The sequence below is a fragment of the Streptomyces sp. R11 genome, from assembly GCF_041051905.1.
GTDB lineage: Bacteria > Actinomycetota > Actinomycetes > Streptomycetales > Streptomycetaceae > Streptomyces.
On sequence record NZ_CP163432.1, the window covers coordinates 8,002,740 to 8,029,534 of the forward strand.

Consider the following 26,795-nt stretch of genomic DNA (forward strand, 5'->3'; position numbering starts at 1 on the left):
GGGACCTCACTGGGACTCAGCGGTGTAGAGGGGCAGACGGGGGTCGACGGGCTGGTCCGGCCAGGTGCCGCGGATCCAGGCGTGGTCGGGGTGGTCGCAGATCAGCCAGGCGCGCTCGGCCTCGGGGCCCGCCATGACGTTGAGGTAGTACATGTGGTGACCGGGCACGGCCATGGACGGCCCGTGCCAGCCGTCGGGGATGAGCACGACGTCACCGCCGCGCACCTCGGCCAGCACATCGGTGTTGCGGCCGTGTCCGGACGGGGAGACGCGCTGGTAGCCGAGGCCGGGGGTGCCCTCGTGGTCGGCGAACTCGAAGTAGTAGATCTCTTCGAGGACCGACTCCTCGCCGGGCCGGTGCTCGTCGTGCTTGTGCGGCGGGAAGGACGACCAGTTGCCGCCCGGCGTGATGACCTCGACCGCGATGAGCTTGTCGCACTCGAAGACCCCGGCCGCGCCGAAGTTGTTCACCTGGCGGGAGGAGTTCCCCGTGCCGCGCAGCTCCACCGGCACCGACGACGCCGGTCCGTAGCGGGCGGGCAGCCGTCGGGAGCATCGTGCACCGGTCAGCGCGAACCGTCCGCCGCCGGGCGACGAGACGGTGGTACGGGCGTCGCGCGGCACATAGGCGAAGTCGCTGACGGCGCTGAACACGCTGTCACGGCCGGCGAGTTGAAACGTGTCATGGCCGAAATCGTCGGTGGCATCGACCGTGCAGCCACCGTTCAGCGGCAGCACGATCCACTCGCTGTCGCCGGTTTCGAAACTGTGCGAGCCGCCGGGCGGCAGCTCCAGGATCCGCAGGCTGGAGTAGCCCCAGCCGGCCTTCTCGGGCGTGACGTCCACGACGTACGGGCCGCCGAGCGCCTTTCCCGCGGGAAGGTGATACGTCATCGTGCTCCTCCGGGTCACAACAGGCCGACGGCCGTGTCCACCGCCGTCTCCACGCTGCCCTCGGCCGGGTAGAGCAGCGAGCGGCCGACGACCATGCCCTGGACGGTCGGGAGCCGGAGCGCCTTGCGCCAGCGCTCGTAGGCACCCTCCTGGTCGTCCCCGACCTCGCCGCCCAGCAGGACGACGGGCAGTGTGGACGTCTCCAGAACTTCGGCCATGTCGTCGGGGTCATGGGTGACGGGCAGTTTCAGCCATGTGTACGCCGAGGTGCCGCCCAGGCCCGACGCGATGGCGATCGACTTGGTGACGGCCTCGGCGGACAGATCGTTGCGCACTTTGCCCTCGACCCGCCGGGATATGAACGGCTCGACGAACAAAGGCAGTTGGAGCGCGGCCATGGCGTCGACAGCCCGGGCCGTGGACTCCAGGGTGGTGAGCGAGCCCGGGTCGTCGTAGTCGATACGGACCAGCAGCTTGCCCGCGTCGAAGCGCAGCCGGGCGATGTCCTCGGCGCGGTGGCCGGTGAAGCGGTCGTCCATCTCGAAGGACGCTCCGGCCAGGCCACCGCGGTTCATGGAGCCCATGACAACCTTGTCGTCGAGGACGCCGAGCAGCAGCAGATCCTCCAGGATGTCGGCGGTGGCCAGCACCCCGTCCACGCCGGGCCGGGACAGCGCCGTGCAGAGACGTTCCAGCAGATCGGCCCGGTTGGCCATGGCGAGCCGGTGGTCGCCGACGCCCAGCGCGCCGCGTGCCGGGTGGTCGGCGGCCACGATCATCAGGCGGCCGCTGTCGCCGACCAGCGGGCGGCGCACCCGGCTTGCCGCCGCCTCCGCGATCGCCTCGGGGTGCCGGGCTCTGACCGCGGTGAGGTCGGGGATGCTGATGCTCAAGGAAAGCTCCGTTCAGGGGTGGCTCGGTCGGCCGTCATGACGCCTGGGCGAGGAGGCTCTCGACCTCGGACTCGGTGGGCATCGCGGAGGAGCAGGCGAGGCGGGAGGCGACGAGGGCGCCGGCGGCGTTGGCGTATCGCATGGTTTCGGCCACATCCCACCCGGACAGCAGCCCGTGGACCAGCGAGCCGCCGAAGGCGTCGCCCGCCCCGAGGCCGTTGGCCACCTCGACCGGCACCGGCGGCACCTCGGCCTCCGTGCCGTCGCGGTGGACCGCCAGCACGCCCTTGGGGCCCTGCTTGACGACCGCGAGCTCCACGCCGGCCGCCAGCAGCGCCTCGGCGCAGGCGCGCGGCTCGCGGACGCCGGTGGCGATCTCGCACTCGTCGAGGTTGCCGACCGCGACCGTCGTGTGCCGCAGTGCCTCGGCGTAGTACGGGCGGGCCTCGTCCGGGTCGCGCCAGAACATCGGCCGCCAGTCGAGGTCGAAGACCGTCGTGCCCGCCTTGTCGCGGGCCTTGAGGGCGGCGAGGGTGGCCGAGCGGCTCGGCTCCTCGCTCAGACCGGTGCCGGTGATCCAGAACACCCGGGCCGAGCGGATGGCCCAGTAGTCGAGTTCGTCGGAGTGTATCTCCAGGTCAGGGGCCTTAGGCTGCCGGTAGAAATACAGCGGGAAGTCGTCCGGCGGGAAGATCTCGCAGAACGTCACCGGCGTCGGATACGCCGCGACGGGCGTCACCCAGCGGTCGTCCACGCCGAAGTCCTTCAGGGCCTCGTGCAGGTAGGCGCCGAACGGGTCGTCGCCGGTGCGCGTGATCACGGCGGTGTCGCGGCCGAGCCGAGCGGCGGCCACCGCGACGTTCGCGGCCGAGCCTCCGAGGAATTTACCGAACGTCTCCACCTGCGTCAGAGGTAGGCCAGACTGCAGGGGGTAGAGATCGACTCCTATCCTTCCCATCGTGATCAAGTCGAAGGACTTGGCTGACTCGGCCATGCGCGACGCTCCTACAGCTGGACTGGGGGTGCGGGTCCCATCGGGCCTGCCGCCCCCCAGGTGTAGGTCGTGGAGGTCGACGCTGTCAATAGTTTGTACTTACATTCGGACCTGAGCGTGAAATGATGTCTTAACAAAGTATTGACAGCGGGCGCATCCAGGGATTGGATCCCGTGTCAGCGAACCCGCCGTGTTCCACAACACACGACCCGGACTTCCCAAGGGTCCGGGTCTCGGATCCAGTGATCATCCCTTTCCCCCCGTCGCACACCCGTCGCACAGTGAGGTGCTGGAAAGATGGACCGCTACTACCCCCGCTCCCGCAAGCTGGCCCCCATGGTGGCTCTGGCTGCCGCGGCTGCGCTGACCCTCGCAGGATGCTCCAGCAGCTCCGGTGGCAAGCAGGCCGAGGAGGGTGGGGAAAACGCTTCTGCGGGCAAGGCCACCACTCCCCGTATGACCGTCGCCCTGGTGACGCACCAGGCGCCCGGTGACACCTTCTGGGACATCGTCCGCAAGGGCGCCGAAGCGGCCGCCGCGAAGGACAACATCAAGCTGGTCTACTCCGCCGACCCGAACGCGGGCAACCAGGCCAACCTGGTGCAGAACGCGATCGACCAGAAGGTCGACGGCATCGCGATCACCCTCGCCAAGCCGGACGCGATGAAGGACGTCGTCAGCAAGGCGAAGGCGGCGAACATCCCTGTCGTCGGTCTCAACTCCGGTGTGAGCGACTGGCAGAAGCTCGGCCTGATGGAGTTCTTCGGCCAGGACGAGACGGTGGCCGGCGAGGCGCTCGGCAAGCGGCTGAACGAGGAGGGCGCCAAGAAGGCCGTCTGTGTCATCCAGGAACAGGGCAACATCGGCCTCACCCAGCGCTGTGACGGAGTGAAGAAGACGTTCGAGGGCACGACCGAGACCCTGAACGTCAACGGCACGGACATGCCGTCCGTGAAGTCCACGATCACCGCCAAGCTCAAGACGGACAGCGACATCGACTACGTCGTCGCCCTCGGCGCCCCGTTCGCGCTGACGGCCGCGCAGTCGGTCGACGAGACGGGCAGCAAGGCGAAGGTCGCCACCTTCGACCTCAACAAGCAGCTGACCGGAGCGATCAGCAAGGGCGACATCGAGTTCGCCGTCGACCAGCAGCCCTACCTCCAGGGCTACCTGGCGATCGACTCCCTGTGGCTCTACAAGAACAACGGCAACTACATGGGCGGCGGCGAGGCACCGGTGCTGACCGGACCGGCCTTCGTCGACAAGACGAACGTCGAGACGATCGACAAGTTCGCCGCGAAGGGCACTCGGTGATGAGCATGACCCGACAGGCTGAGCCGGCGGTGACCACACCGCCGGCCTCCGGCCCCGGCAAGGAATCCGACGGGCGGACCAAGGAGCGCCCCCTGGCGCTGCGCCTCCTCGCCCGTCCCGAGGTCGGTGTCTTCCTCGGCGCCGTCGCGGTGCTGATCTTCTTCCTCATCACGGCTCCGGCCGTGCGTGACGGCAGCTCGATGGCGAACATCCTGTATCAGTCGTCGACGATCGGGATCATGGCCCTGCCGGTCGCGCTGCTGATGATCGGCGGCGAGTTCGACCTGTCCGCCGGCGTCGCCGTGATCACCTCGGCCCTGACCGCGAGCATGGTCAGCTATCAGCTGACGATGAACGTCTGGGTCGGTGTGATCGTCGCCCTGATCGTGTCCCTCGGAGTCGGTCTGTTCAACGGCTGGCTGCTGGTCAAGACCGGTCTGCCGAGCTTCCTGGTCACCCTCGGTACGTTCCTGATCCTCCAGGGCGTGAACCTGGCGGTCACCAAGCTGATCACCGGCAACGTCGCGACCGACGACATCAGCGACATGGACGGCTTCGAACAGGCCAAGGCGATCTTCGCCTCGTCGTTCGACGTCGGCGGTGTCCAGGTGAAGATCACCGTCGTGTGGTGGCTCGTCTTCGCGGCGCTCGCCACGTGGGTGCTGCTGCGTACCAAGTACGGCAACTGGATCTTCGCGGTCGGCGGCAACAAGGACTCCTCGCGGGCCGTCGGTGTGCCCGTGACGTTCACGAAGATCTCGCTGTTCATGCTGGTCGGCTTCGGCGCCTGGTTCGTCGGCATGCACCAGCTGTTCTCGTTCAACACCGTGCAGTCCGGTGAGGGGGTCGGTCAGGAGCTGATCTACATCGCCGCCGCGGTGATCGGTGGCTGTCTGCTGACCGGTGGCGCCGGTTCCGCGATCGGGCCGGTCTTCGGCGCGTTCATGTTCGGCCTGGTGCAGCAGGGCATCGTCTACGCCGGCTGGAACCCCGACTGGTTCAAGGCCTTCCTCGGCGTGATGCTCCTCGGCGCCGTCCTCATCAATCTGTGGGTCCAGCGCACGGCGACCCGGAGGTGACCCGAATGACAAGCAACGAAACCGGCACCCACGGTGCCGTCCTGCAGGACAAGACCCCGCAGAAGGACGCCCCGGTCGTCGAACTGCGCAACGCGGGCAAGTCCTACGGCAACATCCGCGCCCTGCACGGCGTCGACCTGAAGGTGTTCCCGCGCCAGGTCACCTGTGTTCTCGGTGACAACGGCGCGGGCAAGTCGACCCTCATCAAAATCATCTCGGGTCTGCACCAGCACACCGAGGGCGAGTTCCTCGTCGACGGCGAACCGGTGCGCTTCTCCACTCCCCGCGAGGCGTTGGACAAGGGCATCGCGACGGTCTACCAGGACCTTGCCGTCGTCCCCCTGATGCCGGTCTGGCGCAACTTCTTCCTCGGCTCCGAGATCACCAAGGGCCCCTGGCCCGTACGCCGTCTCGACATCGACAAGATGAAGAAGACCGCCGACGAAGAACTGCGCAACATGGGCATCATCCTCGATGACCTGGAACAGCCCATCGGCACCCTGTCCGGCGGCCAGCGCCAGTGCGTGGCCATCGCCCGCGCCGTCTACTTCGGCGCCCGCGTGCTGATCCTGGACGAGCCCACTGCCGCCCTCGGCGTCAAGCAGTCCGGCGTGGTCCTGAAGTACATCGCCGCCGCCCGCGACCGCGGACTCGGCGTCATCTTCATCACCCACAACCCCCACCACGCCTACATGGTCGGCGACCACTTCAGCGTCCTGCGCCTCGGCACGATGGAGCTCAACGCCTCCCGCGACGAGGTCAGCCTCGAAGAACTGACCAACCACATGGCCGGCGGCACCGAACTCGCCGCCCTCAAGCACGAACTGGCCCAGGTCCGCGGCGTTGACGTCGAGGAACTCCCCGAAGCCGCAGACCTCACCGCACCCGTGGCATCCTCCGAAGGGAAGTCCTGACATGCCCCCTGTGCTGGACCGCATCCGGGTCGGCTCGGCCCCCGACTCCTGGGGCGTCTGGTTCCCCGACGACCCCGTCCAGGTGCCCTGGGAACGCTTCCTCGACGAGGTCACCGAGGCCGGCTACGAGTGGATCGAGCTGGGCCCGTACGGCTATCTGCCGACCGACCCGGCCCGGCTCACGGACGAGGTGAACCGGCGCAATCTGAAGGTGTCCGCGGGCACGATCTTCACCGGCCTGCACCGCGGCCCCGCCGTCTGGGAGTCCACCTGGGAGCACGTCAGCCAGGTCGCCGGTCTCACCCAGGCCATGGGCGCCAAGCACCTGGTCGTCATACCGTCCTTCTGGCGCGACGACAAGACCGCCGAGATCCTGGAGCCGCCGGAGCTCACCGGCGAGCAGTGGGCCCATCTGACCAAGGGCATGGAGCGGCTCGGTCACGAGGTGAAGGAGCAGTTCGGCCTCGACATCGTCGTGCACCCGCACGCCGACACCCACATCGACACCGAGGCCCACGTCGAGCGCTTCCTCGACTCCACCGACTCCGACCTGGTCAACCTCTGCCTGGACACCGGCCACTACGCCTACTGCGGTGGCGACAGCGTCAAGCTGATAGAGACCTACGGCGAGCGCATCGGCTATCTGCACCTCAAGCAGGTCGACCCGGAGATCCTCGCGGACGTGGTGAAGAACGAGATCCCGTTCGGGCCCGCCGTCCAGCGCGGCGTGATGTGCGAACCCCCGGCGGGCGTACCGGAGTTGGGGCCGGTCCTGACGGCCGCGCAGAAGCTGAACGTGGACCTGTTCGCGATCGTCGAGCAGGACATGTACCCGTGCGAGCCGGACAAGCCCCTGCCCATCGCGGTCCGTACCCGCAAGTTCCTGAGGTCCTGCGGCGCCTGACGACCCGAAAGGACGGCCGATCACCATGACTCAGCGTCCGCACACGCTCGGAGTCGCAGTCATCGGTACCGGAAAGATGGGCGCGGACCACGTCCGCCGTGTCCAGGAGGCCATCAGCGGGGCACGGGTGACCGCCGTCGTGGACGTCGACGCGGAACGCGCCAAATCGGTGGCCGCCCGCGTCGACGGCTGCGCCGCCCACACCGACCCGGCCGCCGCGATGGCGTCGGCCGACGTCGACGCGGTGATCATCGCCTCGCCGGGGCCCGCCCACGAGGCGGCACTCCTCACGGCCTTCGAGCACGATCTGCCGGTGCTGTGCGAGAAACCCCTCACCCCCGACGCCGCGTCCGCGCTGCGCGTTGTGCAGGCCGAGCAGAAGCTGGGCCGGCGCCGGGTCCAGGTCGGCTTCATGCGGCGCTACGACGCCGAGTACACGAAGCTCAAGGCCCTGCTGGAGACGGGCCAGTTGGGCCGTCCCCTGATGCTCCACAACCGGCACCGCAACGTCGCCAGCCCGCCCGGCTGGACGTCCGAGATGCTCATCAACGACTCGGTGACGCACGAGATGGACGTGACCCGCTGGCTGCTCGGCCACGAGATCACGGCCGTCACCGTGCTGGCCCCGACACCGTCGGCGAACGCGCCGGACGGCATCCGCGACCCGCAGTTCGTCGTCTTCGAGACCGACGGCGGGGCGATCGTCGACGTCGAGATCTTCATCAACTGCGGCTTCGGCTACCAGGTCCAGGCCGAGGTCGTCTGCGAACGCGGCACCGCCCGCGTCGGCGACGGCCACGCCATGGTCACCAACGCGGCCGGCCGCTGGGGCGGCATCATCGCCCAGGACTACATCGAGCGGTTCGCCGACGCGTACGACCGTGAGGTGCAGGCCTGGGTCGACGCCACCCGGCGCGGCGAGGCCACCGGACCCAGCGCGTGGGACGGGTACGCCGTGGCCGCGGTGTGCGAGGCGGCCGTACAGGCGCTGGGGGAGGGCGGTCGGGTTCCGGTGGATCTGGTCGAACGGCCCGCGCTGTACCAGTGAGGGTGCAGGTGCCACCCCGGTCGGAAGGGCTCGGCGTCCGCCGGTAACGGGCCGGCGCCTGCCGGGCCCCGAGCCGCGGACGCCGGGCGAAGGGAGCAGCGGTCGGCGCAGTCCCCGGGGCGGCCATGGCCTGTGGCGTGTGCTGCCGGTCCGGCCGGCAAATTCCGCAGGGCCCCGCAGTGCGGAGCGCAATGTCCTGCCCGTCGCGGTCGGTGCGGCCCTCGCCCTCGCGGTGGCCCTGGACCGGGAGGTGGCGTCCCGGAACGCCAGGACCGCGTCCACTGCGCAGCCGCGCTGCCGCGGACCGGCCTGTGCGGCCAGGGACCCGCAGAACAAGGCTGCGGCCGGGCCCCCAGGACATGGCCGGTCGGCGCCCCGGTGGGGGAGCCGGGATCGAGATCCGGTTCAGCGTGCGCCGCGAGGCGGCCTGGGCACGGATCCGGCAGTCCCGGTTCGGTGACCGCGTCGGGATCACCGGACCCGGTGGCCGGACCCAACGGGCCACCGTCGCCGACGAGTTTGACGCGGAAGGGCATCGCTTCCCGCCGATGGCCCCGGCCCACGGCCCCTCGGCGCTGCGCAGAAGCCTTCAGCGGCTGGCGGCGAGCGCCGCCAGGACGGCGTGTGTGAGGCGGGTGACGTAGGCGTCGTCGGTGGGGCCACCGACCGCGAGCATCCTGAAGTACAGCGGAGCTCCGAAAATGTCGACGGCCAGGCCCATGTCGATGTCGCCGGGCAACTCGCCGCGGTCCACCGCCTGGCGCAGGAGCGTCGCCACAGCCGCGCGCCGGGGACCGAGGACCGCCTCGTGCAGCGCCTCGCGCAGGGAATGGTTGCGGGCCGACTCGGCCACCAGGTCGGGGATGATCCGGCCGGCGAGGGGATGCCGCAGGTCGGCCATGGTGTGCCGGATGAAGCGCTCGACGTCGTCGTGCAGCGCCCCGGAGTCGGCCGTCGCGGGCAGGTGTGCGGCGGCGGCCTCCGAGACCAGCTCCACCACCATGGCCTCCTTGGCGGGCCAGCGGCGGTAGAGGGCCGCCTTGCCGACACGGGCCCGGCGGGTCACGGCCTCCATGGACATCCGGGCGTACCCGGTCTCGGCCAGTTCCTCGAAGACCGCCCGCCTGATCGTCTCGGTCACGGATTCCCGTAGCACCGCGGAGCCGGTGGGCCTGCGGTCGAACGTGTTCCGGCTGGTGGAGTCCACCGCGCGAGATTAACACCGAACGGAACGGTTGCGTTCCGCCGAGGCCGGGTGTACGTTCCGCGACGAGACGGAACGGGCCTGTTCCGTTCCACCCCGGACATGTCCGGGAAAGGGGGTCACGATGAAGTTCCACTTCGACGATGTGGCGTTCTCCTTCCAGGCTCTGCGTACCGCCGGGCATGCCGCCTACGCCGGCGCGGACCTCGGCGAGGTCCTCGTCACCTGCCGGAACATCCCGGACGGCGACGAGCAGGCCTGGTACCGCGAGTGGACCGCGCTCGCCGAACGCCTCCACCACATCGGCGACGAGGCGCTGGCCGCAGGCCACCGGGTCAGCGCCCGTGAGGCACTGCTGCGGGCCTCGAACTACTACCGGACCGCGGACTTCTTCCGCGTCGAGAACCGCGACGCGGACACCGAGTCGGACCGGCTCGCCCGGTGCTCGCGGCAGACCTTCGCACGGGCGGCCGAACTCTTCGACGTGCCCGCGCTGCGCCTGGAGATCCCTTACGAGGACACCACCCTGCCGGGATACCTGTTCCGCGCCGACGGAGCCGGCGACACGGCCCGCCGCCTGCCCACGGTGATCCACCACGGGGGCTACGACTCGACCCTGGAAGAGCTGTACTTCATGGTGGCGGGCGGTGCGCTGCGCCGCGGCTACCACGTGCTCGCCTTCGAAGGACCCGGCCAGCAGTCCGTCCGGCGGGAGCAGGGCCTCGTCTTCCGGCCGGACTGGGAACACGTGGTCGGCCCTGTGGTCGACCACGCCCTGACCCGTCCGGAGGTGGACCCTGACAGGCTCGTGTTGTGGGGCACCAGCTTCGGCGGGCTGCTGGCCGCCCGCGCGGCCGCGTTCGAACACCGCCTCGCCGCGTGCGTCCTGCACAACGGGATCTACGACTTCTACGAACTCCCGCTCCGCGCTATCCCGCCCCACCTGGGCGAGTGGGTGGCGGAGGGCCGCGACGACGTGGCCGGGCCCGCACTGGACGTCGGCATGGTGCAGAGCACACGGGTGCGCTGGTTCCTGCGGCACGGCATGTGGGTCTTCGGGGCCAAGACGCCTCCCGAGGCGCTGCGCGCCTGCGCGCCGTACAACCTCGACGGCGCGGCCGAGCGTGTCACCTGCCCGACCCTGGTCCTCGACGCGGAGAACGACGTGATCTGCCACGGTGAGGCCAGGCGGGTGCACGACGCGCTGCGCTGCCCGAAGGAGTTCACGGTGTTCACCGACGCCGAAGGGGCCGGTGAGCACTGCCAGGAGGGCGCGGCGCTCCGCTTCCACCAGCGTACGTTCGACTGGCTCGACGAACGGCTGTCCCTGGCATGACCGTCGAAGCGGACACCCGGCCGGACGCCGCGGACGACACCCGGCGCCGCAGGCGCACCGTACTGACCCTGCTCGCGCTGTTCATCGTGATCAACGCCGCCGACAAGGCCGTGCTCGGTCTGACCGCGGGCCCCATCAAGGACGATCTCGACCTCACGGCCACCGAGTTCGGCACCATCGCCAGCAGCTTCTACCTGTTGTTCAGCCTCTCGGCGGTCTCCGTCGGCTTCCTCGGCGACCGCATCCGCCCCCGGCCTCTGCTTGCCGTGCTCGCCCTGGTCTGGGCGGCGGCCCAGCTGCCGATCCTCCTCCCCGCAACAGGATTCGCGGCGCTCGTCGCCACCCGGGTGGCGCTCGGCGCGGGTGAGGGGCCGGGGTACCCCCTGGCCAACTACACGGCCTTCACCTGGTTCCCGGAGAAGCGGCGTGCCCTGCCCTCGGCCGTCGTGGTCGCGGGTGCCGCCGGCGGCACCGTCCTGGCCGCCCCGCTGGTCGTCCTGGTCAACAACAGCCTCGGCTGGCGGGCCGCGTTCGGCCTGCTCGGGGCCGTCGGGGTGGTGTGGGCCGTCGCCTGGCTCAGGCTCGGCGGCGGCGGCCCGTACACCGCGCGCCTCGGCCCCGCCCAGGACGAACCGTCCAGGGCGGCAGAGGAGCAGCCGTCCGTGCCGTTCTGGCGCGTCGTCACCACCGGCACCTGGCTGGGGGCGACGTTCTCGGCGTTCGCGGTCATGTGGACGCTCGCACTGGGCTTCGCCTGGCTCCCGCTGTTCCTGGAGGAACAGGCCGGCTTCAGCGACGCGGAGGTCAGCGGGATCGTCGGCCTGCCCGCCCTGTCGATGGCCGTCCTCGTCCTCACCGCGGGAGCCGTCGCGCACCGGTTGCTGCGGCGAGGGGGGACCGCCCGGGTCGCGCAGGGGCTGATGGGCGCGTCACTTCCGCTCCTGGCCGGTGTCTGCCTGCTCCTGACGACCCGGGTCGGCCCCGCCGTCCTGCTGCCGCTGCTCGTACTCGCGTTCTCCGCCGGCAACGGACAGACCCCGCTGACCAACGCGGCGATCGCGGACATCTGCCCGCCCGGACGACGCAGCGCGGCTCTGGGGCTGTCCTACGCCCTCGCCGCCCTCTCCAGCCTGCTCGCCCCCTACGTCACCGGCCGGATCATCGACGCCGCGCCCACCGAGGCCGTCGGCTACGGCCGGGCCTTCGACCTGACCGCCGGCCTGCTGATCACCGGTGCCGTCCTCTCGGCGTTCCTGATCCGTCCCGACCGGGACGCGCTCGCCCTGCTGCCCGAACCCCCGGTGGCGTCCCCCGCGTTCGGCACGGACGCGGAGCCCTCAGTGAAGGAGTGACCCCGATGCCCGTAGACATCGCCGTCGTCCAAGGGGCCCGCACCCCGATCGGCCGGTACAAAGGCGATCTGAGTTCGGTGCCCGCCCACCGGCTGGGAGCCGTTGTGATCCGGGAGGCGGTCCTGCGCGGCGGACTGGAACTCGACGCCGTGGACGAAGTCGTCCTGGGCTGCGTGGGCCAGGTCGGCCCCGACGCGTTCAACGCCCGGCGCGCGGCACTGCGTGCCGGGCTGCCCGTGCGGACCACCGCGTACAACGTCAACAGGCTGTGCGGATCAGGTCTCCAGGCGGTCTGGTCCGCCGCGCAGAGCCTCACCCTCGGTGCGACCGACGTCGTCGTGGCGGGCGGCAACGAGTCGATGACCCGTCAGCCGCTGCTCGACTACGGCGAACGGGCCCCCGACGAACTGGCCGAAGGCACGACCATCGACGGCACCGTCTCCCTGGTCACCGACCCCTTCGGGGACTACCCCATGGGCATGACGGGCGAGGCGGTGGCCGACCGGTACGGCATCTCGCGGCGGCGCCAGGACCGATGGGCCGCCGAGAGCCAGCGGCGCACCTCCACCGCCGTGGAGGAGGGACGGTTCCAGGATCAGATCGTGCCCGTGGCCACCGCGCACGGCATCGTCGAGCGGGACGAACACCCCCGGCCCGGTACGACGGAGGAGAAACTCGCAGGCCTGCGCCCCGTCTTCGCGGAGCACGGCACGATCACCGCCGGGAACTCGGCCGGCATCAACGACGGTGCCGCCGCCGTGCTCCTGATGCGCGCGGCCGACCTCGACTCCGGCATCACACCGCTGTGCCGACTGCGTGACGCCGCCGTGACGGCGCTGGAGCCGGAGATCATGGGCGTCGCCCCCGCGGAGGCGATCCGCACCCTGCTGCGCCGCAACGACCTCACCCTGGACGAGATCGACGTGATCGAACTCAACGAGGCGTTCGCAGCCCAGGTCCTGGCCGTCATGGACCACCTCAAGCTCGAACCGGACCGGGTCAACCCGAACGGTGGGGCGATCGCCCTGGGCCATCCCATCGGCGCCACCGGATGCGTCCTGCTGCTCAAGGCGGCGCACGAACTGCGCCGCACCGGCGGCCGGCTGGCCGTGGTCGCCCTGTGCATCGGCGGCGGCCAGGGCATCGCCGCACTGATCGAGAATCCGAGCGCGGCCCGATGAGCGCGTACGCCTGGTATCCGACGCGGGAGTTCACCGAGCGGAGCAACATCACGGCGTTCTGCCGCAGGCACGGCGTCGACGGCGGCTACCGCGCGCTCCAGGCCAGGTCCGCGGCCGACCCCGAGTGGTTCTGGGAGCGGGCCGTGCAGGACATCGGCATAGTCTGGCACCGGCCGCCGCTGCGCGTGTGCGACGAATCCGGAGGCATCGCGTTCACGCGCTGGTTCCCGGGCGCGTACACCAACCTCGTGGACTCCTGCCTGGAGCGCCGGGTGCGGCAGGGGAGCGGGCAGGCTCCGGCACTGCGCTGGGAGCGGGAGGACGGCACGCGCGGGGTGCTGACCTACGGTGAAGCGGCCGCGTACAGCGCCCGGGTGGCCGGCGGGCTGCGCGGGCTCGGTGTCATGTCCGGGGACCGCGTGGCCGGCTACCTGCCTCCCGGTCCCGAGGCTTTCGTCCTGCTCTTCGCCTGCGCGCGCATCGGTGCCGTACTGGTTCCGCTGTTCTCGGGGTTCGGCGCCGAGGCCATCGCGATCCGGCTCGTCGATGCCGACGTCCGGGTCCTGGTCACCGCCGGGGACGCCGTCCGGCGGGGGCGTCGGCAGGACATGGCGGCGGTGGCCCGCACGGCACTGGAGAGCGCCACGTGCGTACGCCATCTCGTCGTCGTGCGGGAGCCGAGCGGGCCACGGCACTCCTCCGACTCACCTTGTCCGCGCGCCCCGGCTGGGCCTGGCGTGCCGTCCGGGACCGGTGGGCCCGACGAACGGGCCCACGCCGCTGAGCGTCCTTCGGTGGGTGGCGGGCGCGGTGAGCCGGTGACGGGCGAACGGCCCGCTTCGGCCGCCGGCGAGCGCGGTGAGCCGGAGGCATCCGAGAGGCCCTCCCCCGCAGGCGGCGAGCAGGAGGGGCGAACGGTGCCCTCAGGGCCCGGCGGCCACGACCGCGTCGGGCTCGCGACGACGGACTGGCACCGGCTGGCCGCCGCCGAACCCGTCCCGGTCGTCTCGGTGCCCGTCACTGCCCCGTTCCTCCTGTTGCACACCTCCGGCACCACCGGCCGCCCGAAAGGCGCGGTTCACACCCACGGCGGCTTCCCGGCACAGGTCGGCAGCGAGACCCGGTACAACCTCGACCTGCGGCCGGACGACGTGGTCTTCTGGGTGACCGACCCCGGCTGGATCATGTTCCCGCTCATCGCCTTGGGCGGTACCCTCGCAGGCGCCTGCGTCCTGGCCTACGAGGGCGCGATCGACCACCCGGACGTCACCCGCCTGTGGCACCTGCTCGACGACCACGAGGTCACCGTCTTCGGCAGTTCGCCCAGCCTGGCCCGCATGCTGATGGGCCGTGAGCCGCGCGACCCGGTCGTGCCCTCCCGGCTACGGATCCTCGGCTCGACCGGGGAGCCGTGGACCGAGGACGCCTGGCGCTGGTACTTCGCCGAGTTCGGCGGCAAACGCTGCCCCGTGATCAACATCTGCGGCGGCACCGAGGTCGGCGGATCCCTGCTCGCCTCCGCGCCCACCCTGCCCCAGTCGCCGTGCGGCTTCGCCGGCCCCTGCCTGGGCATCGCCGCGGTTGCCGAGGACGACTCCGGCGCGCAGCCGCCGGAGGGGCAGCTCGGCGAGCTGGTCGTCGAGCGCTCCTGGCCGGGCATGACCCGGGGGCTGTGGCGGGCGCGCGAACGCTTCGCCCAGACCTACTTCGGTCCCAGGCCGGGCCGTTGGTCCCACGGCGACCTCGTCTCACGCACCGGCGACGAGTGGTTCGTCCACGGGCGGCTCGACGATGTCATCAAGCTGGCCGGCAAACGGCTCGGGCCCACCGAGGTCGAGGACGCCGTCGTCGGCGACCCGGCTGTCGCCGAGGCGGCCGCGGTCGGCATCCCGCACCCTGTCAAGGGGGAGGCCCTGTGGTGCTTCGCGGTCCCGGCCGACGGCCGGTCGCTGGGCGAGACGGAGGCCGAGCGGATTCGTGGGCGGGTGGCCGGTGCGCTCGGCGCCGCGTTCCGCCCCGCCCGGGTGGTCGCCGTGCCGGAGCTGCCCAGGACCCGCAACGGCAAGGTGATGCGGCGGCTCGTCCGCGGCCTCGTCACCGGCGAGGCACCCGGCGACCTGTCCACGCTCGTCAACCCCGGCTGCCTCGACGCGATCCGTGCCGCCCTGCACGAGCAGTGAAGGCAGGACCCGTTCAGGCGGGCCACCCGTCCCGGCATCCAGGCAGGCGGACGAGACGTCCACAGCCCGACACGCCCACCACCCAAGGGAGTTCCATGCCGACGATCGACATCCTCCTGCCCGGCTTCGCCATCGACACGGACCAGGGCTACCCTGCCTTCTGCGGGGTGTTCCTGGTCCGCGGTCCGGATGCGGCCGGACGGGAGAGGAACATCATCATCGACGCCGCCCACGTCGGCCGCCGCCCCTTCCTCTGGAAGGCGCTCGACCGACACGGCCTCACCGCCGAGGACATCGACACCGTCGTCCTCACCCACGCCCACTGGGACCACGTCCAGAACATCGACCTGTTCCCGCGGGCCACCCTCGTCCTGCACCCCGACGAACGCCGGTACGCGCACCTCCCGCACGCCAACGACTGGGCCACGCCCGCCTGGACGGGGCTGCTGCTGGAACAGCTCCCCGTCCGCGAGGTCACGGACGGGGAGGAGATCATCCCGGGGGTCGGCGTCATCGGCCTGCCCGGCCACTCGCCCGGCAGCATCGGCGTGATCGTGCAGACCGAGCACGGCCGCGCCGCCATCACCGGTGACGCCCTGCACTTCGCGTACGTCGCCCGCACCAGGCGCAACCCCCTGGTGTTCTGGGACGCCGACCAGGCCGCCCACAGCATCGAGCGGGTCCTGACGGTGTCCGATCTGATCTACCCGGGCCACGACCGGCCGTTCCGGCTCACCGCGGCCGGTGACATCGACTACCTGGAGTCGTTCGAGCTCACCCTGACCGGGCTGCGGCCCGACGACCACGGCCTCGCGTTCGCCGACGCCTCGGCGCGGCCGCTGTGGGTCATGCCCGGCATCCAGGAGCAGCGCACGCTGTACGAGAAGAATGCCGAGGACATCCGGCGGCGGATCAGCCGGGTGCCCCGGGTGGTGCCCCCGGCTCCGCGAGAAGCCGGGCCAGCGAACGGTTGAGCCGGTCGAAGAACGCGTCGGGCGCCTCGCGCGGGAAGAAGTGGCCGCCGGGGACCGGAGTCAGGCGGAAGCGGTGCACATACCGCCCCCAGGCCCGCACGGCGGCCGGGTCGACGAGCGGGTCGTCGGTGCCTGCGAACGCCTCGACGGTCAGCGGCAGCCGGGCCCGCTCGTCGTCCGGGTCCGGCAGCCCCGCCCGCTGGTGGCTCGCGCAGATCCGCAGATCGTCGCGGAGGATCGGCAGCAGCACCCGCAGCCAGTCCGCCCGCCCCAGGAACCGCGGGTCCAGCCCGCCGAAATCCACGAGCAGGCGGGCCAGTTCGCCGTCCTCGTACCGGTCGGGCGGCGGCAGCGTCGGCGTACGGTGCGGGGCCGCGTAAGCTCCCAGGAACAGCGCATCCGGACCGCGCCCGCCCGCGCGCAGCCGGGCCGCAGCCAGAGCGAAGGACAGCAGGGCGCCCATGCTGTGGCCGTACGCGGCCCACGGTCCCGCATCGAGACAGGGAGCGAGGTCACGCCCGAGGGCGTCGACCACCTCCCCGGCGTCCTGGTACCGCGGCTCGCGGTAGCGCGCCTCGCGGCCCGGCAGCTGCACCGGCAGGACGTCGACGTCCGACGGCACGCGCCGGGCCCAGGAACTGAAGAACGAGGCCCCGCCGCCGGCGTGGTGAAAGCAGAACAGCCGCAGCCGGGCGTCCGGACGGGGCGCCCGGCTCAGGCAGGAGACCGAGGCACTCGTCGTCATGCGGGGTCTCCGGCCGACGTACGGGCGAGGCGGTGGCGGGCGCGCAGGACGCGGGCGCGGGCCGAGGCGGCCCGGCGTACGGTACCCGCCGTGCCGGTCATGCGCAGCGCCTGCGACAGCAGCCACAGCCGGGTCTCGGCCGCCCGGTCGGGCCGGCCGCCGAGGACGTCGTTCTCCACCAGGCGCAGGTGCGGCACGGTACGTTCCAGCAGCTCGACGTCCGAGGGGGGCGCGATCTCGTCGGCGCGGCTCGCCGCGTAGGCGACCGGCGTGCGCAGCCGGGTGAGCCGCTCCTCGTCCAGCTCCCAGTCGGCCAGGGCGGCCGGAAGCCGGTCCACCGGCGTGCGCATGACGTGGGAGAGGGTCAGGTTCACCAGGCGCGGGAGCGGCGTGTGGTCCGCGGCGCGGACGAAGAAGTCCCGTACCGGAGCCCCGACGGTTGCCAGCCCCCGGATACGGTCGTCCTCCAGGGCCTGGCGCAGCGCGAGATGCCCGCCGAAGCTCAGGCCCACGACACAGGTGCGGGAGGCGTCGGCGGCGCGGCCGAGCAGGTCGAGGAGGTAAGTGAGCATGCGTGTGCTGTCCGTTCCGTAGGTGAGGGTGTTCTCGCCGACGCCGGGCAGTTCCGTGACCACGACGGCCGCGCCGAGCCGGTCGGCTCCGGCGAGCACCGGGGCCCACTGCTCCTTGGTGCCGGTGATGCCGCCCAGGACGATGATGAGCGGGAGCCTGCTATGGGTGGACAGGCCGGCGGCCCAGCAGGCGAAGCCGTTGTCCCCGTAGGGCAGGTCGAGTCGGGAGATGCCGCGTACGCGTTTGCGCCAGCGGTCGAAGGCCTCGACGCAGGCGCTCTGCGCCGCCTGCCGGAACGGCCCGTCGACGTAGGGGAAACGGGCCATCGCGTAGCAGCGGACGGCGTCCAGGTCGCGACCGCGAGCCTCGGCCGCCATGCCGCGCGACGACCACTCGTGCACCCAGGCGCCGGGGCCCTCGTCCCCGACGTCCGTGCTGAGGCTCCGCATCACCCGGTCGATGACATCTGCGGGGATGCCCTGGGCGTGCGCGTGGGGCAGGGCGAACCTCCGCAGCTCCGCGAGGGGAATCATCGGGCCGCTCCTTTCTCTTCCGGGACCCGTTCCGGGGCATCGGGCGTGCCGTCGGTCGCCCGGCTGTCCCCGCGGCCGGTGAGGAAGCGGGCGAGACCGGCCCGCACCCGCCTGCCGAGGCCGGGGGAGAGGAACACGTCGAGCTGGGTGTCGAGGAACAAGGCGTGGAAGTGCACGCAGGTGTCGGGGGCGTCGGGCGCGGCGTCTGGCCGAGGGGTGGTCATGGGCCGGCCACCACCTCGAACATCTGGCGGAACGTGCGTGCCTGGAGCACGTCGGCCACCGGGACGCGTCGGCCGACGACGTCCTCCACGACGGTCACGAGCCTGAGCAGCAGCACCGAGTCCCAGTCGGGGAAGTCGTCCAGCGGGCGATCGAGGTCGTCGGCCCGGACGTGCAGGCCGAGTTCCTCCTCCAGCAGCAGGCGGAACTCCGCGATGTCGGCGAGGGCGGTGGTCATGTCGGGTCTCCGTCGAACGGCCCGAACGCGGCGTGCAGCCGCAGATGGGCAGGGGCGGGGGCGATGTCGGTCAGGTCGTGCCGGAAGAAGACGGCCTCGGGATCGTCCGGGTCGGTGCCGACCGGGGCGAAACCGTGGTCGGCGTAGAAGGAGGCGAAGGCCGCGTTGCGGGGCGAGGGAAGGTAGCGGCCCGTCACCGCGCTCGCTCCGGTGTCGCGGGCGAACCGCAGCACCGCCGCCACACAGGCGCTCTCGATGCCCCGGGAGAACACCCGGCAGCTCAGGACGAAGTTGTCGATGCGCAGCACCTCTCCCTCACGCCGCAGGAACAGCGCGCCGACCAGGCCGTGGTCACCGAACCGGTCACGCGCGCGTACGGCGGGCACGTGGTGCCCCGGGCGGCCCACCTGCGCCGACACCTGGGCCGCCTGCAGACGTTCGGTGGCCAGGTGGAACTGGTTGGTGCGCAGGGTCAGCTGGGACACCCGAGCGATCTCGGACTCGTCCGGCGGCCGCAGGTCGACCTCCAGGCCGAGCCCGTCGAGATAGTCCTCGTAGGAGCCGACGTCCTCACGGAACTCCTGCCGCAGCGTCTCGGTGCGGTAGCGGCCGGCCCGTTCCAGGTCGGCCTCGGTCAGCTCGAACAGGTCGAACCAGCCGTCGGCCAGCAGCGCCGCGGGATGCAGCGCGGGCTCCTCGTCGACGCGGACCACGGCGACCTCGGGCAGCTGCTCGCCGACCAGTCCGCACTCGAAGGTGCTGTCGTCGACGAAGACGAAGCTGTCCAGGCCGAGCCCGAGCCTGTCCGCGATGTCGCGGAGATTGTCGTGCTTGGCCTTCCAGTTGGCGTTGACGCGGACGAAGTCGTCCTCGCGCAGCAGCATGCCCGGGTGGGTGCGCAGCGTCGAGCGGACCAGCTCGGTGTCGTTCTTGCTGCTGACCGCGAGCAGTACGCCCTGCGCGCCGAGCTGCCGCACCGTCCGCTGGAACTCCTGGAAGGCCTCACCGCGCAGCCCCGCGCCGAGCTCGATGCCACCGGGCCCGGCCTCGCCGAGGACCCCGCCCCACAGCGTGCCGTCCAGGTCCAGCACCAGGCACTTGCGGGTGCGGCCGAGGCGGGCGCGTACGACGTGGGCGGTCTCCCGGGCGTAGGCGGCCAGCAGCGCGTCGGAGAGCCGGGCCCGGGCGTACTGCGCGGTGCGTGGCTCGCACGCGGGTACGCCCTCGGCGACCAGCGGGTCGAGGTCCACGGTGACCACGCCCGGGTACTGTTCGGCCAGGGTCAGCAGCCCGCTGTTGAACTCCCGCCACACCGCGCCGAGCCGGGCCCGCGAGCGCAGGTCGACCAGCTGGTGGGTGTAACGGCGTTGCAGCGGCACGGTGTTGAGGACGAGCAGGCCCCGGCCGGCCTGCTGGTGGGTGCGCACGGCGCCGGTCAGGAGCGAGAGCCTGGCCCGTGCGGCGGCCTCCACGTCCTCGGCTCGCCACGGCACCGTGACGTCGTCGAAGACGGTGTGCGCGTCGAGCAGGCAGAGTGTGAGCTGTGGCTGGTCCTCGCCGGCCGTGGCCGGGCGCATCAGATCCTGGAGGTAGGCGCCGTACGGCGAGACCTTCGCCTCCAGCAGCAGCCCGTGCCGGGCCAGTTCGGAGGTGAGGGGAGCCACCAGCCCAGCCACCGTCGAGTGGCCGGTGACGGTGACGGTGACCACCGGCACGTCCGCGTGGCGGCACACCTCCTTCGGATCGAGCCGGGCCAGCAGCTGGCCCGCGGCCGGGAGGTCGGCCACCGGCATGCGCGACAGCAGGGACCGTACCGAGCCGTACTCCGCCGGGAGCCTGCCCGCGCGGTGCAGTGCGCGCAGCGCGCTCAACGCCTCGGGGTCGTGCCAGGTGGCCGCCGGGTCCGGTGCGCTGTGCTTCCTGGTCGCCGTCATGAACGCTCCAGTGCGACACCGGACTTGATCCACTTGCTGGACTCGATGGCGACGGCGAGGGCGCGCCCGGGGCCGTCCCACTGCCGCAGCAGCTCCTCCAGCTGGAGGAACGGCAGCGCGTTGCCGTTGTTGCCGACGTGGCGCACCACGTTGACGCGGCGGGCGTTCGGGGCGGGCATGCCGTCGGAGATGCGGTCGCTCATCCGGCCGGACAGCTGCGGGGGCAGCAGGAAGTCCAGCTCGTGCGTGCCCCAGCCCAGGTCCTCCATGAGCTCCCAGAACGTCTGCTGGGCCAGCGCGGGCACCGCCTCCTCGATCGCCTTGTAGTCCTCGAAGACTGCGGTGCGGTCGGTGTGCCGGTCGCCGAGCCCGAACCAGTCGACGACCTGGCCCGGCTCCCGGCCCAGCCCCACCAGCCGGTTGAGCACCTGACGGATCACGACGCGCTGCCCGAGCGCTTCATGGCTGAGCACGGCCGCGCCGGCGCCGTCGCCGAAGAGCACGTAGTTGACCAGCTCGGCCGATGTGCGCGATCCCAGGTCGAAATCCGTCTCCAGGTGTTTGGCGCACACGTCGCCGCCGATCACCAGCACCGTGCCGCAGCGCTCGGCGAGCAGCAGCGTGCGGGCCACGTCGAGGGCCTGCACGGCGCCGGCGCAGCCGGACTGCAGCTGATAGGTGGGGACGTTGTCGATGCCGAGCCGGTCCGCCACCAGGTTCACCGTGGCGGGCATCAGCTGGTCCGGCGTGGCCGTGCCCATGACGACGCAGTCGATGTCGTACGGCTCCAGACCGGCCTGAGTCAGAGCCCGGTCGGCGGCGGTCGCGGCGATGTCGGCCAGCGTGTGCCGTACCTCACCGGTCGGGAGGTCGACGGTGAAGTGCCGGGTGGCGTTGCCGATGAACATCTCGGCCCAGGTCTCGTCGACGCCGACGAGTTTGGCCAGGGTCGCGTTGTCCACGGGGTCACCGGGCAGACAGGTGCCGACCGAGGCCAGATGGACGATGGGTGCGGTCATCAGCGGGTTCCTTCCGGGGTTGTGGGTAAGGGAGCCGCGGCGCCCTCGGCGACGTGCCTCTCGCGCAGGAATCCGACGAGGTCACCCACGGTGCGCAGGCCGGCGAGCAGGTCCTCGATCGGGAGAGTGCCGAGTCGTGGGAGCGCGTCCTCGATCCGGGCCTTGAGCTCCATCACCCGGATCGAGTCGAAGCCCAGGTCCTCGTGGAGCCGGTCGTGGTCGTGCACGTGCTCGGGGTCGTGCCCGCCGACCCGGCACACCAGTTGGCGTGTCAGGACGGTGAGAGTGTCCGGCCGGTCAACCGCCGGGGCCGGCGGGCACGATTCCCCGCGGTCCGCACCCCTACGGACCGCGGTGTCCGCGCCGGGGGGGAAGTCAGGCGCGGACAGTTCCGGGAGGCCCGGGGCGGTGCCGGTGCGCCAGGCGCGGAACGAGTCGTCGAACACGTACGGCGGCAGTCGGCGGGGCACCCGGTCGGCCTCGGCGTACAGCACGTCCCACTCCGGCGCGAGCCCGGCGCACCACAGCTCACCGAACAGCTGCTGGGGCCGGTGGTCCGAGGCATGCTCGCCCGGGTGGGCGGCGTGCAGGCGCACCGGGTGACCGGCGTCCGGCTTGAGCCGGGCCAGCAGCGGGGTCAGCACCGCCCGCGGGCCGATCTCCACCACGTGGGTCACGCCTGCGGCCAGCAGAGCGCTCGCGGCATCGGCGAACCGCACCGGCGCGGTGATCTGCCGTGCCCAGTAGTCGGCGTCCATGGTTTCCCCGCCGGTGAGTTGATGGCCGTTCACCGTGGAGAAGAGCGGAATTCGCGGTTCCCGGGCGGGCACGTCCGCGCACTCCCGGCGGAAGTCCTCGACCACGGGTTCCATCAGCGGCGAGTGGAAGGCATGGGAGACGGTGAGCCGCCGGGCGGCCACCCCGCGCTTGGTCAACTGCTCTTCCAGTGCGGCCAGTTCACCGAGGTCTCCGGCGACCACCGTGCTGCCCGGTCCGTTGACGGCGGCCAGGCCGAGCCGCCGCCGCCTCACCAGCAGCGACTCGACCTCCGCGGCACCCATGCTCACCGCGAGCATCCCGCCGTCCCCGGGCAGTGCCTCCATCAGCGCTCCGCGCCGGGCGACCAGCCGGGCGGCGTCCGCCACGTCCAGCGCACCGGCCAGGCAGGCGGCGGCGAACTCGCCGATGCTGTGCCCGAGGACGTACGACGGCGCGATCCCGGACTCGACGAGGGCGGCGGCCATCGCGTACCCCACGGCGAACAGCGCCGGCTGGGCCGAGCGCGCCCGGTGGACCTCCGGATCGCCGTCGAGGACCAGGTCGCGCACCGACCGTCCGGTGTGCGGGGCGAGTACTTTGTCGATCTCGTCGAAATGCCGTGCGTAGGCGGGGAACGACCGGTACCAGGACGCGGCCATGCGGGGGTGCTGGGCGCCCTGCCCGGTGAAGGCGAACGCCACCGACGCCGCCGCGCGCCGCCCGCCGTCCACCCGGGAGGCCTCCTCGACGTGCTCCGCGGCCTTGCGCAACTCGGTGGCCAGCGTGGGCAGATCGGCGGCGGCGACGGTAGCCCGGTACGGCAGGCGGGACTTGACGCGATTGCTGGTCCAGCACAGCTGCGCCAGCTGGTTCTCCGGGCGGCGTGACAGGGCGTCGGCCTGCACCAGCAGATTGGCGCGCAGCCGTTCGGGGGACCGGGCGGAGACCGTGAACACACCGGGCGCCCGGTCGCGGCCGCGGTGCACCGCTCGGGGGGCGGAGGCGAGCACGGCGTGGGCGTTGCTGCCGCCCATACCGAAGCTGCTGACCGCGGCGTGCACGGTGCCGGACGGCAGCCTGAGCGGTGCCTTGAGCAGGGAGAGCCGGCGCCCGGGCAGGTCCAGCCTCGGGTTCGCGTCGGCCGCGAACCGGCTGGGCGGCACCGTGCGGTGGTGAAGCGCCAGCACGGTCTTGATCAGCCCGGCGATCCCGGCCGCCCCCTCGGCGTGCCCGAAGTTGCTCTTGACCGAGCCCAGTCCCACGCTGCCGCCGCTGCGGCCGCTGGTCAGCTCGCCGAGCGCCTGCGCCTCGATGAAGTCGCCGAGCAGGGTGCCGGTGCCGTGCGCCTCGATGAACCGGATGTCGTCGGCGGTGACGCCGGCCCGCTGCCAGACGGACTCGATCAGCCGTTGCTGCGCCCAGCGGTTGGGCGCGGTGATGCCGTTGCTGCGCCCGTCCTGGTTGATCCCGGTCTCCTTCAGCACGGCGTACACCGGCTGACGGTCCGTCAGGGCGTCGCTGAGCCTGCGCAGCACCAGCACCGCCACGCCCTCCGCCCGTCCGATGCCGTCGGCCGAGGCGCTGAACGGCTTGCAGCGACCGTCGGGCGCCGACAGGCCGGCCTGGGTGTAGAAGATGTTGATGACCGGCGTCATGATCAGGTTGGTCCCGGCCGCCAGCGCGTAGTCGCACTCCCCGGAGCGCAGTGAGCCCATCGCGAGGTGGACGGCGAAGAGCGAGGAGGAGCAGGCGGTGTCCACGGCGAGACTGGGGCCCTTGAGGTCGAGGTGGTACGAAACCCGGTTCGCGCCCATGAAGTAGCCGTTGCCGGAGCCGTACCGGGCGGTGATCCTGTCGTAGTCGGCGAGTTGGAGATACGCCCACTCGTTGGCCATCACCCCGACGAACACGCCGGTGTCGGTGCCGGCCAGGTCCTGCGGGGCGACGGCTGCGTCCTCGATGGCCCGCCACGAGCACTGCAGCAGCAGCCGCTGCTGCGGGTCCATGGCCGCGGCCTCCCGCGGAGAGATCCCGAAGAAGCCCGGGTCGAACGCGTCGGGGTCCTGGATGAACCCGCCGCGCACGGTGTTGCTGCGGCCCGGCGGCCGGGCTTCGGTGGCGCTCTGCGGCGCGGTCGACGAGGCGGCGTGGTAGCGGTCGGCGTCCCAGCGCTGGCCGGGAACCCGGTCGGTGCCGTCGCGTCCGTCCATGAGGAGCGACCAGTACTCGCGGGCGTCGCGGGCGCCGGGGAAGCGGCAGTCCAGGCCGACGACGGCGATCGGTTCGCGCTCGGTCATGACGGGTCCCCGGAGGCCAGGCGCTCGGCGAGGTGCTCACTGATCGCGTGGACGGTCGGGAAGTCGTAGGCGATGGTGGGGGAGACCGCGAGCCGGACGTGCGCCTCGATCTCGCCGCAGATGCTGATCGCCGCGACCGAGTCGATGCCGTAGTCGGCGAGCGGGGTGTCCGGGTCGATCTCCTCGGAGGCCCGGCGCAGATGGAAGGCCACCCGCTCGGTCAGCCACCCTTCGAGGTCCGCAGCGCCGGGGTGCGGCGACGGCTGGTCCACGGGGGCGGTGCCGACGGGGGTGAGGGACTGGTCGGTGATGCTCATGGCGTGCGTCTCTCTTCCGGATCTCAGCTGCTGGAGGACACGGCGGCGCTGGGTTCGGACGCCGGGTCCGGGGCGGGGAGCAGGGCGGCGACCGGTTCCTGGAGGCGCTGGTGCAGCACGGGCAGGGCGCCGTCGAGGAACAACTGCCGCATGAGCGTGCGCTGCGTCTTCCCGCTGGTCGTCTTGCGGATCACCCCGGGGCGGACAAGCACCAGGCTCACGCCGGGCAGCTGGAACTGCCGGCTGAGCAGCGCCTGGACGTCGGCTGCGAGGCGGATCAGGTCCTCCTCGCTGCCGCCCGCGCGTGCCTTGAGCTCCTGCACCACGACCACGTGCGAGCGGTCGGACGCCTCGTCGGTGACGGTGAACACCGCGCCGCCGCCGCGCCGGAAGGCCTCCCCGGACTCCTGGACGGCCTGCTCGATGTCCTGCGGGTAGAGATTGCGGCCGTGCTGGATCAGCATCTCCTTGATCCGGCCGGTGACGTAGAGCTCCTCGTGGAGCAGGGCGCCGAGGTCGCCGGTGCGGAAGTAGCCGGCCCGGCCGTCGGCCGTGATCGCCTGGAAGGTCTCGGTGGTGAGCTCGCGCCGGTTCCAGTAGCCGGCGGCCACCGAGGGGCCGCGCAGCCAGATCTCGCCGATCCGGCCGCCGGGCAGCGCCTGGCGGGTCATCGGGTCCACGATCAGGACCTCGGTGTCCTTCGGCCGGCCGCAGCCCACGAGGGTCCGGGCCGGGCGGTCGCTGCGCACGGGCTGCAGCTCGTCCTGCTCCAACGCGACGGCGTCGACGGTGAGTTCGAGGTGCGGCGCCTCGGTGTCGCCGCCGGAGACCAGCAGGGTGTTCTCGGCCAGGCCGTAGCAGGGCAGCAGGGACTCGGCGCGCAGACCGTTGCCGGCGAAGCGCCGGGCGAAGGCGCGCAGGGTGTCGGGGCGCACCGGCTCGGCCCCGTTGAGCGCCACCCGCAGGCTGGACAGGTCCAGCCCCGCCGACTGCTCCTCGGTGACGCGCCGGACGCACAGGTCGTAGCCGAAGTTGGGCGAGGCGGTGCCCTCGACGCGATAGTCGTGGATCATGCGGAGCCAGCGGTGCGGTTGCTTGATGAAGGAGACCGGTGACATCTGCACGCTGGTACCGCCCACCCACAGTGGCTGGAGGGTCATCCCGATGAGCCCCATGTCGTGATAGAGCGGCAGCCAGCTGCCCGCCACGACACCCTCCGTGGTCCGCATCGCGGCGCGGATGGCCTCCTCGTTGGCGGCCAGGTTGGCGTGCGTGACCATGACGCCCTTGGGTTCGCTGGTGGAGCCCGAGCTGTACTGGAGGAAGGCCACGTCGGTGTCGCGCACGACGGGGGGTACCCACAGGTCGGGATCTGCTCCGTCCTGGTCGTCCGGGCCGGTCGACAGGCACACCACGTCCTGCTCTCCGGCGGCGGCAAGCCAGGCACCGATGGCCTGCCGGAACTCGGGGAGCGTCAGCACCGCCCCGACCCCGGCGTCCCGCAGGATGCCGCTGACCCGTGCCAGCCGCTCGCCCGGCTCGTCGGGCAGGGGCGCGGGAATCGCGGTACGCCCGGCGTAGAAGCAGCCGAGGAAGGCCGTCACGAAGTCCAGGGTCGGCGGATAGAGCAACAGGACCGGGCGGGAGGGGTCGCCCTTGGACGCGTGCTGCAGCCGGGCGGCGACGAGGCGCGCCCGCCGGTCCAGTTCCGCGTAGCCGATCTCTTCGGATCGCATGGCCGGGCCGTCCTCGTGCAGATACACGAACGCGGCACGTTCGGGATGGCGGTCCACGCCGGCGCGTACGGCGTCGGTCAACGTTCGGTGCTGAAGCTGGTGAGCCACAGGCATTCCTTTCGGCGGTCGGTGACCGGTGTGGTGTGGAACGTCCG

24 protein-coding genes are annotated in these 26,795 nt (G+C 71.7%); 11 read left to right on the forward strand and 13 right to left on the reverse strand.

What is annotated here, in order from left to right; all coding sequences use genetic code 11:
* Window positions 1-6 precede the first annotated feature (6 nt).
* From iolB to iolC, 3 genes are read right to left on the reverse strand one after another with little or no spacing between them, the layout of a single operon-like run.
* Complete coding sequence (iolB, locus tag AB5J55_RS37085; protein WP_369274815.1) at window positions 7-894, reverse strand: 5-deoxy-glucuronate isomerase; 888 nt, start codon at window positions 892-894, stop codon at window positions 7-9.
* A 14-nt stretch (window positions 895-908) separates the two neighbouring features.
* The gene (locus tag AB5J55_RS37090; RefSeq protein ID WP_369274816.1) at window positions 909-1,787 is read right to left on the reverse strand and encodes a deoxyribose-phosphate aldolase; all 879 of its coding nucleotides are present in this window, start codon (window positions 1,785-1,787) and stop codon (window positions 909-911) included.
* A 34-nt stretch (window positions 1,788-1,821) separates the two neighbouring features.
* Window positions 1,822-2,781 (reverse strand): 5-dehydro-2-deoxygluconokinase, encoded by a 960-nt coding sequence (iolC, locus tag AB5J55_RS37095; protein WP_369274817.1) that lies wholly within the window; start codon window positions 2,779-2,781, stop codon window positions 1,822-1,824.
* Window positions 2,782-3,078: 297 nt separating this feature from the next.
* On the opposite strand from iolC, the gene AB5J55_RS37100 reads away from it, so the two are divergent.
* From AB5J55_RS37100 to AB5J55_RS37125, 6 genes are all read left to right on the forward strand, one after another.
* On the forward strand, window positions 3,079-4,095 hold the full coding sequence (locus AB5J55_RS37100) for a sugar ABC transporter substrate-binding protein (protein WP_369274818.1): 1,017 nt from the start codon (window positions 3,079-3,081) through the stop codon (window positions 4,093-4,095).
* Window positions 4,095-5,174: an ABC transporter permease gene (locus AB5J55_RS37105; protein ID WP_369274819.1), complete on the forward strand. Its 1,080-nt coding sequence runs from the start codon at window positions 4,095-4,097 to the stop codon at window positions 5,172-5,174. The genes AB5J55_RS37100 and AB5J55_RS37105 overlap by 1 nt, the downstream gene beginning before the upstream one ends.
* A 5-nt stretch (window positions 5,175-5,179) precedes the next feature.
* Window positions 5,180-6,088, forward strand: a complete 909-nt coding sequence (locus AB5J55_RS37110) for an ATP-binding cassette domain-containing protein (protein ID WP_369274820.1) — start codon at window positions 5,180-5,182, stop codon at window positions 6,086-6,088.
* A 1-nt stretch (window position 6,089) separates the two neighbouring features.
* The gene (locus tag AB5J55_RS37115; RefSeq protein WP_369274821.1) at window positions 6,090-6,992 is read left to right on the forward strand and encodes a sugar phosphate isomerase/epimerase family protein; all 903 of its coding nucleotides are present in this window, start codon (window positions 6,090-6,092) and stop codon (window positions 6,990-6,992) included.
* A gap of 25 nt (window positions 6,993-7,017) precedes the next feature.
* Window positions 7,018-8,040, forward strand: coding sequence for a Gfo/Idh/MocA family protein (locus AB5J55_RS37120; protein ID WP_369274822.1), 1,023 nt, complete (start codon window positions 7,018-7,020; stop codon window positions 8,038-8,040).
* Between the two features lie 359 nt (window positions 8,041-8,399).
* Complete coding sequence (locus tag AB5J55_RS37125) at window positions 8,400-8,684, forward strand: DUF2690 domain-containing protein (protein ID WP_369274823.1); 285 nt, start codon at window positions 8,400-8,402, stop codon at window positions 8,682-8,684.
* On the opposite strand, the gene AB5J55_RS37130 is transcribed toward AB5J55_RS37125, so the two are convergent.
* Window positions 8,630-9,247 (reverse strand): TetR/AcrR family transcriptional regulator, encoded by a 618-nt coding sequence (locus AB5J55_RS37130; RefSeq protein WP_369274824.1) that lies wholly within the window; start codon window positions 9,245-9,247, stop codon window positions 8,630-8,632. The two genes, AB5J55_RS37125 and AB5J55_RS37130, sit on opposite strands and share 55 nt — an antisense overlap.
* Before the next feature lie 121 nt (window positions 9,248-9,368).
* Between AB5J55_RS37130 and AB5J55_RS37135 the strand changes: the two genes are divergently transcribed.
* From AB5J55_RS37135 to AB5J55_RS37155, 5 genes are all read left to right on the forward strand, one after another.
* A complete protein-coding gene (locus AB5J55_RS37135; RefSeq protein WP_369274825.1) occupies window positions 9,369-10,580 on the forward strand; it encodes an alpha/beta fold hydrolase in 1,212 nt (403 codons plus the stop codon).
* Entirely contained in the window at window positions 10,577-11,932 is a 1,356-nt protein-coding gene (locus tag AB5J55_RS37140; RefSeq protein WP_369274826.1) for an MFS transporter, read from the forward strand. The genes AB5J55_RS37135 and AB5J55_RS37140 overlap by 4 nt, the downstream gene beginning before the upstream one ends.
* 5 nt (window positions 11,933-11,937) lie before the next feature.
* Window positions 11,938-13,113, forward strand: a complete 1,176-nt coding sequence (locus AB5J55_RS37145; protein WP_369274827.1) for an acetyl-CoA C-acyltransferase — start codon at window positions 11,938-11,940, stop codon at window positions 13,111-13,113.
* Window positions 13,110-15,293, forward strand: a complete 2,184-nt coding sequence (locus AB5J55_RS37150) for an AMP-binding protein (protein ID WP_369274828.1) — start codon at window positions 13,110-13,112, stop codon at window positions 15,291-15,293. The genes AB5J55_RS37145 and AB5J55_RS37150 overlap by 4 nt, the downstream gene beginning before the upstream one ends.
* A 95-nt stretch (window positions 15,294-15,388) precedes the next feature.
* On the forward strand, window positions 15,389-16,267 hold the full coding sequence (locus AB5J55_RS37155) for an MBL fold metallo-hydrolase (RefSeq protein ID WP_369274829.1): 879 nt from the start codon (window positions 15,389-15,391) through the stop codon (window positions 16,265-16,267).
* Here the strand turns inward: AB5J55_RS37155 and AB5J55_RS37160 are convergent.
* The 9 genes from AB5J55_RS37160 to AB5J55_RS37200 are packed head-to-tail and all read right to left on the reverse strand — an operon-like array spanning window position 16,206 to window position 26,748.
* The gene (locus tag AB5J55_RS37160; RefSeq protein ID WP_369274830.1) at window positions 16,206-17,012 is read right to left on the reverse strand and encodes a thioesterase II family protein; all 807 of its coding nucleotides are present in this window, start codon (window positions 17,010-17,012) and stop codon (window positions 16,206-16,208) included. The genes AB5J55_RS37155 and AB5J55_RS37160 overlap by 62 nt on opposite strands.
* A complete protein-coding gene (locus AB5J55_RS37165) occupies window positions 17,009-18,118 on the reverse strand; it encodes an alpha/beta fold hydrolase (RefSeq protein WP_369274831.1) in 1,110 nt (369 codons plus the stop codon). Before AB5J55_RS37165 ends, AB5J55_RS37160 begins: the two co-directional genes overlap by 4 nt.
* Entirely contained in the window at window positions 18,115-18,342 is a 228-nt protein-coding gene (locus AB5J55_RS37170; RefSeq protein WP_369274832.1) for a hypothetical protein, read from the reverse strand. Before AB5J55_RS37170 ends, AB5J55_RS37165 begins: the two co-directional genes overlap by 4 nt.
* Window positions 18,339-18,578, reverse strand: coding sequence for a phosphopantetheine-binding protein (locus AB5J55_RS37175; RefSeq protein ID WP_369274833.1), 240 nt, complete (start codon window positions 18,576-18,578; stop codon window positions 18,339-18,341). The genes AB5J55_RS37170 and AB5J55_RS37175 overlap by 4 nt, the downstream gene beginning before the upstream one ends.
* Window positions 18,575-20,512, reverse strand: coding sequence for an HAD-IIIC family phosphatase (locus AB5J55_RS37180; protein ID WP_369274834.1), 1,938 nt, complete (start codon window positions 20,510-20,512; stop codon window positions 18,575-18,577). Before AB5J55_RS37180 ends, AB5J55_RS37175 begins: the two co-directional genes overlap by 4 nt.
* Entirely contained in the window at window positions 20,509-21,531 is a 1,023-nt protein-coding gene (locus tag AB5J55_RS37185; protein ID WP_369274835.1) for a 3-oxoacyl-ACP synthase III family protein, read from the reverse strand. The genes AB5J55_RS37180 and AB5J55_RS37185 overlap by 4 nt, the downstream gene beginning before the upstream one ends.
* The gene (locus AB5J55_RS37190) at window positions 21,531-24,587 is read right to left on the reverse strand and encodes a type I polyketide synthase (RefSeq protein WP_369274836.1); all 3,057 of its coding nucleotides are present in this window, start codon (window positions 24,585-24,587) and stop codon (window positions 21,531-21,533) included. The genes AB5J55_RS37185 and AB5J55_RS37190 overlap by 1 nt, the downstream gene beginning before the upstream one ends.
* Window positions 24,584-24,904 carry an acyl carrier protein gene (locus AB5J55_RS37195; protein WP_369274837.1) on the reverse strand — a complete coding sequence of 107 codons (321 nt, stop codon included), beginning with the start codon at window positions 24,902-24,904 and terminating at the stop codon, window positions 24,584-24,586. Before AB5J55_RS37195 ends, AB5J55_RS37190 begins: the two co-directional genes overlap by 4 nt.
* Window positions 24,905-24,927: 23 nt before the next feature.
* A complete protein-coding gene (locus AB5J55_RS37200; RefSeq protein WP_369274838.1) occupies window positions 24,928-26,748 on the reverse strand; it encodes a fatty acyl-AMP ligase in 1,821 nt (606 codons plus the stop codon).
* Window positions 26,749-26,795 lie beyond the last annotated feature (47 nt).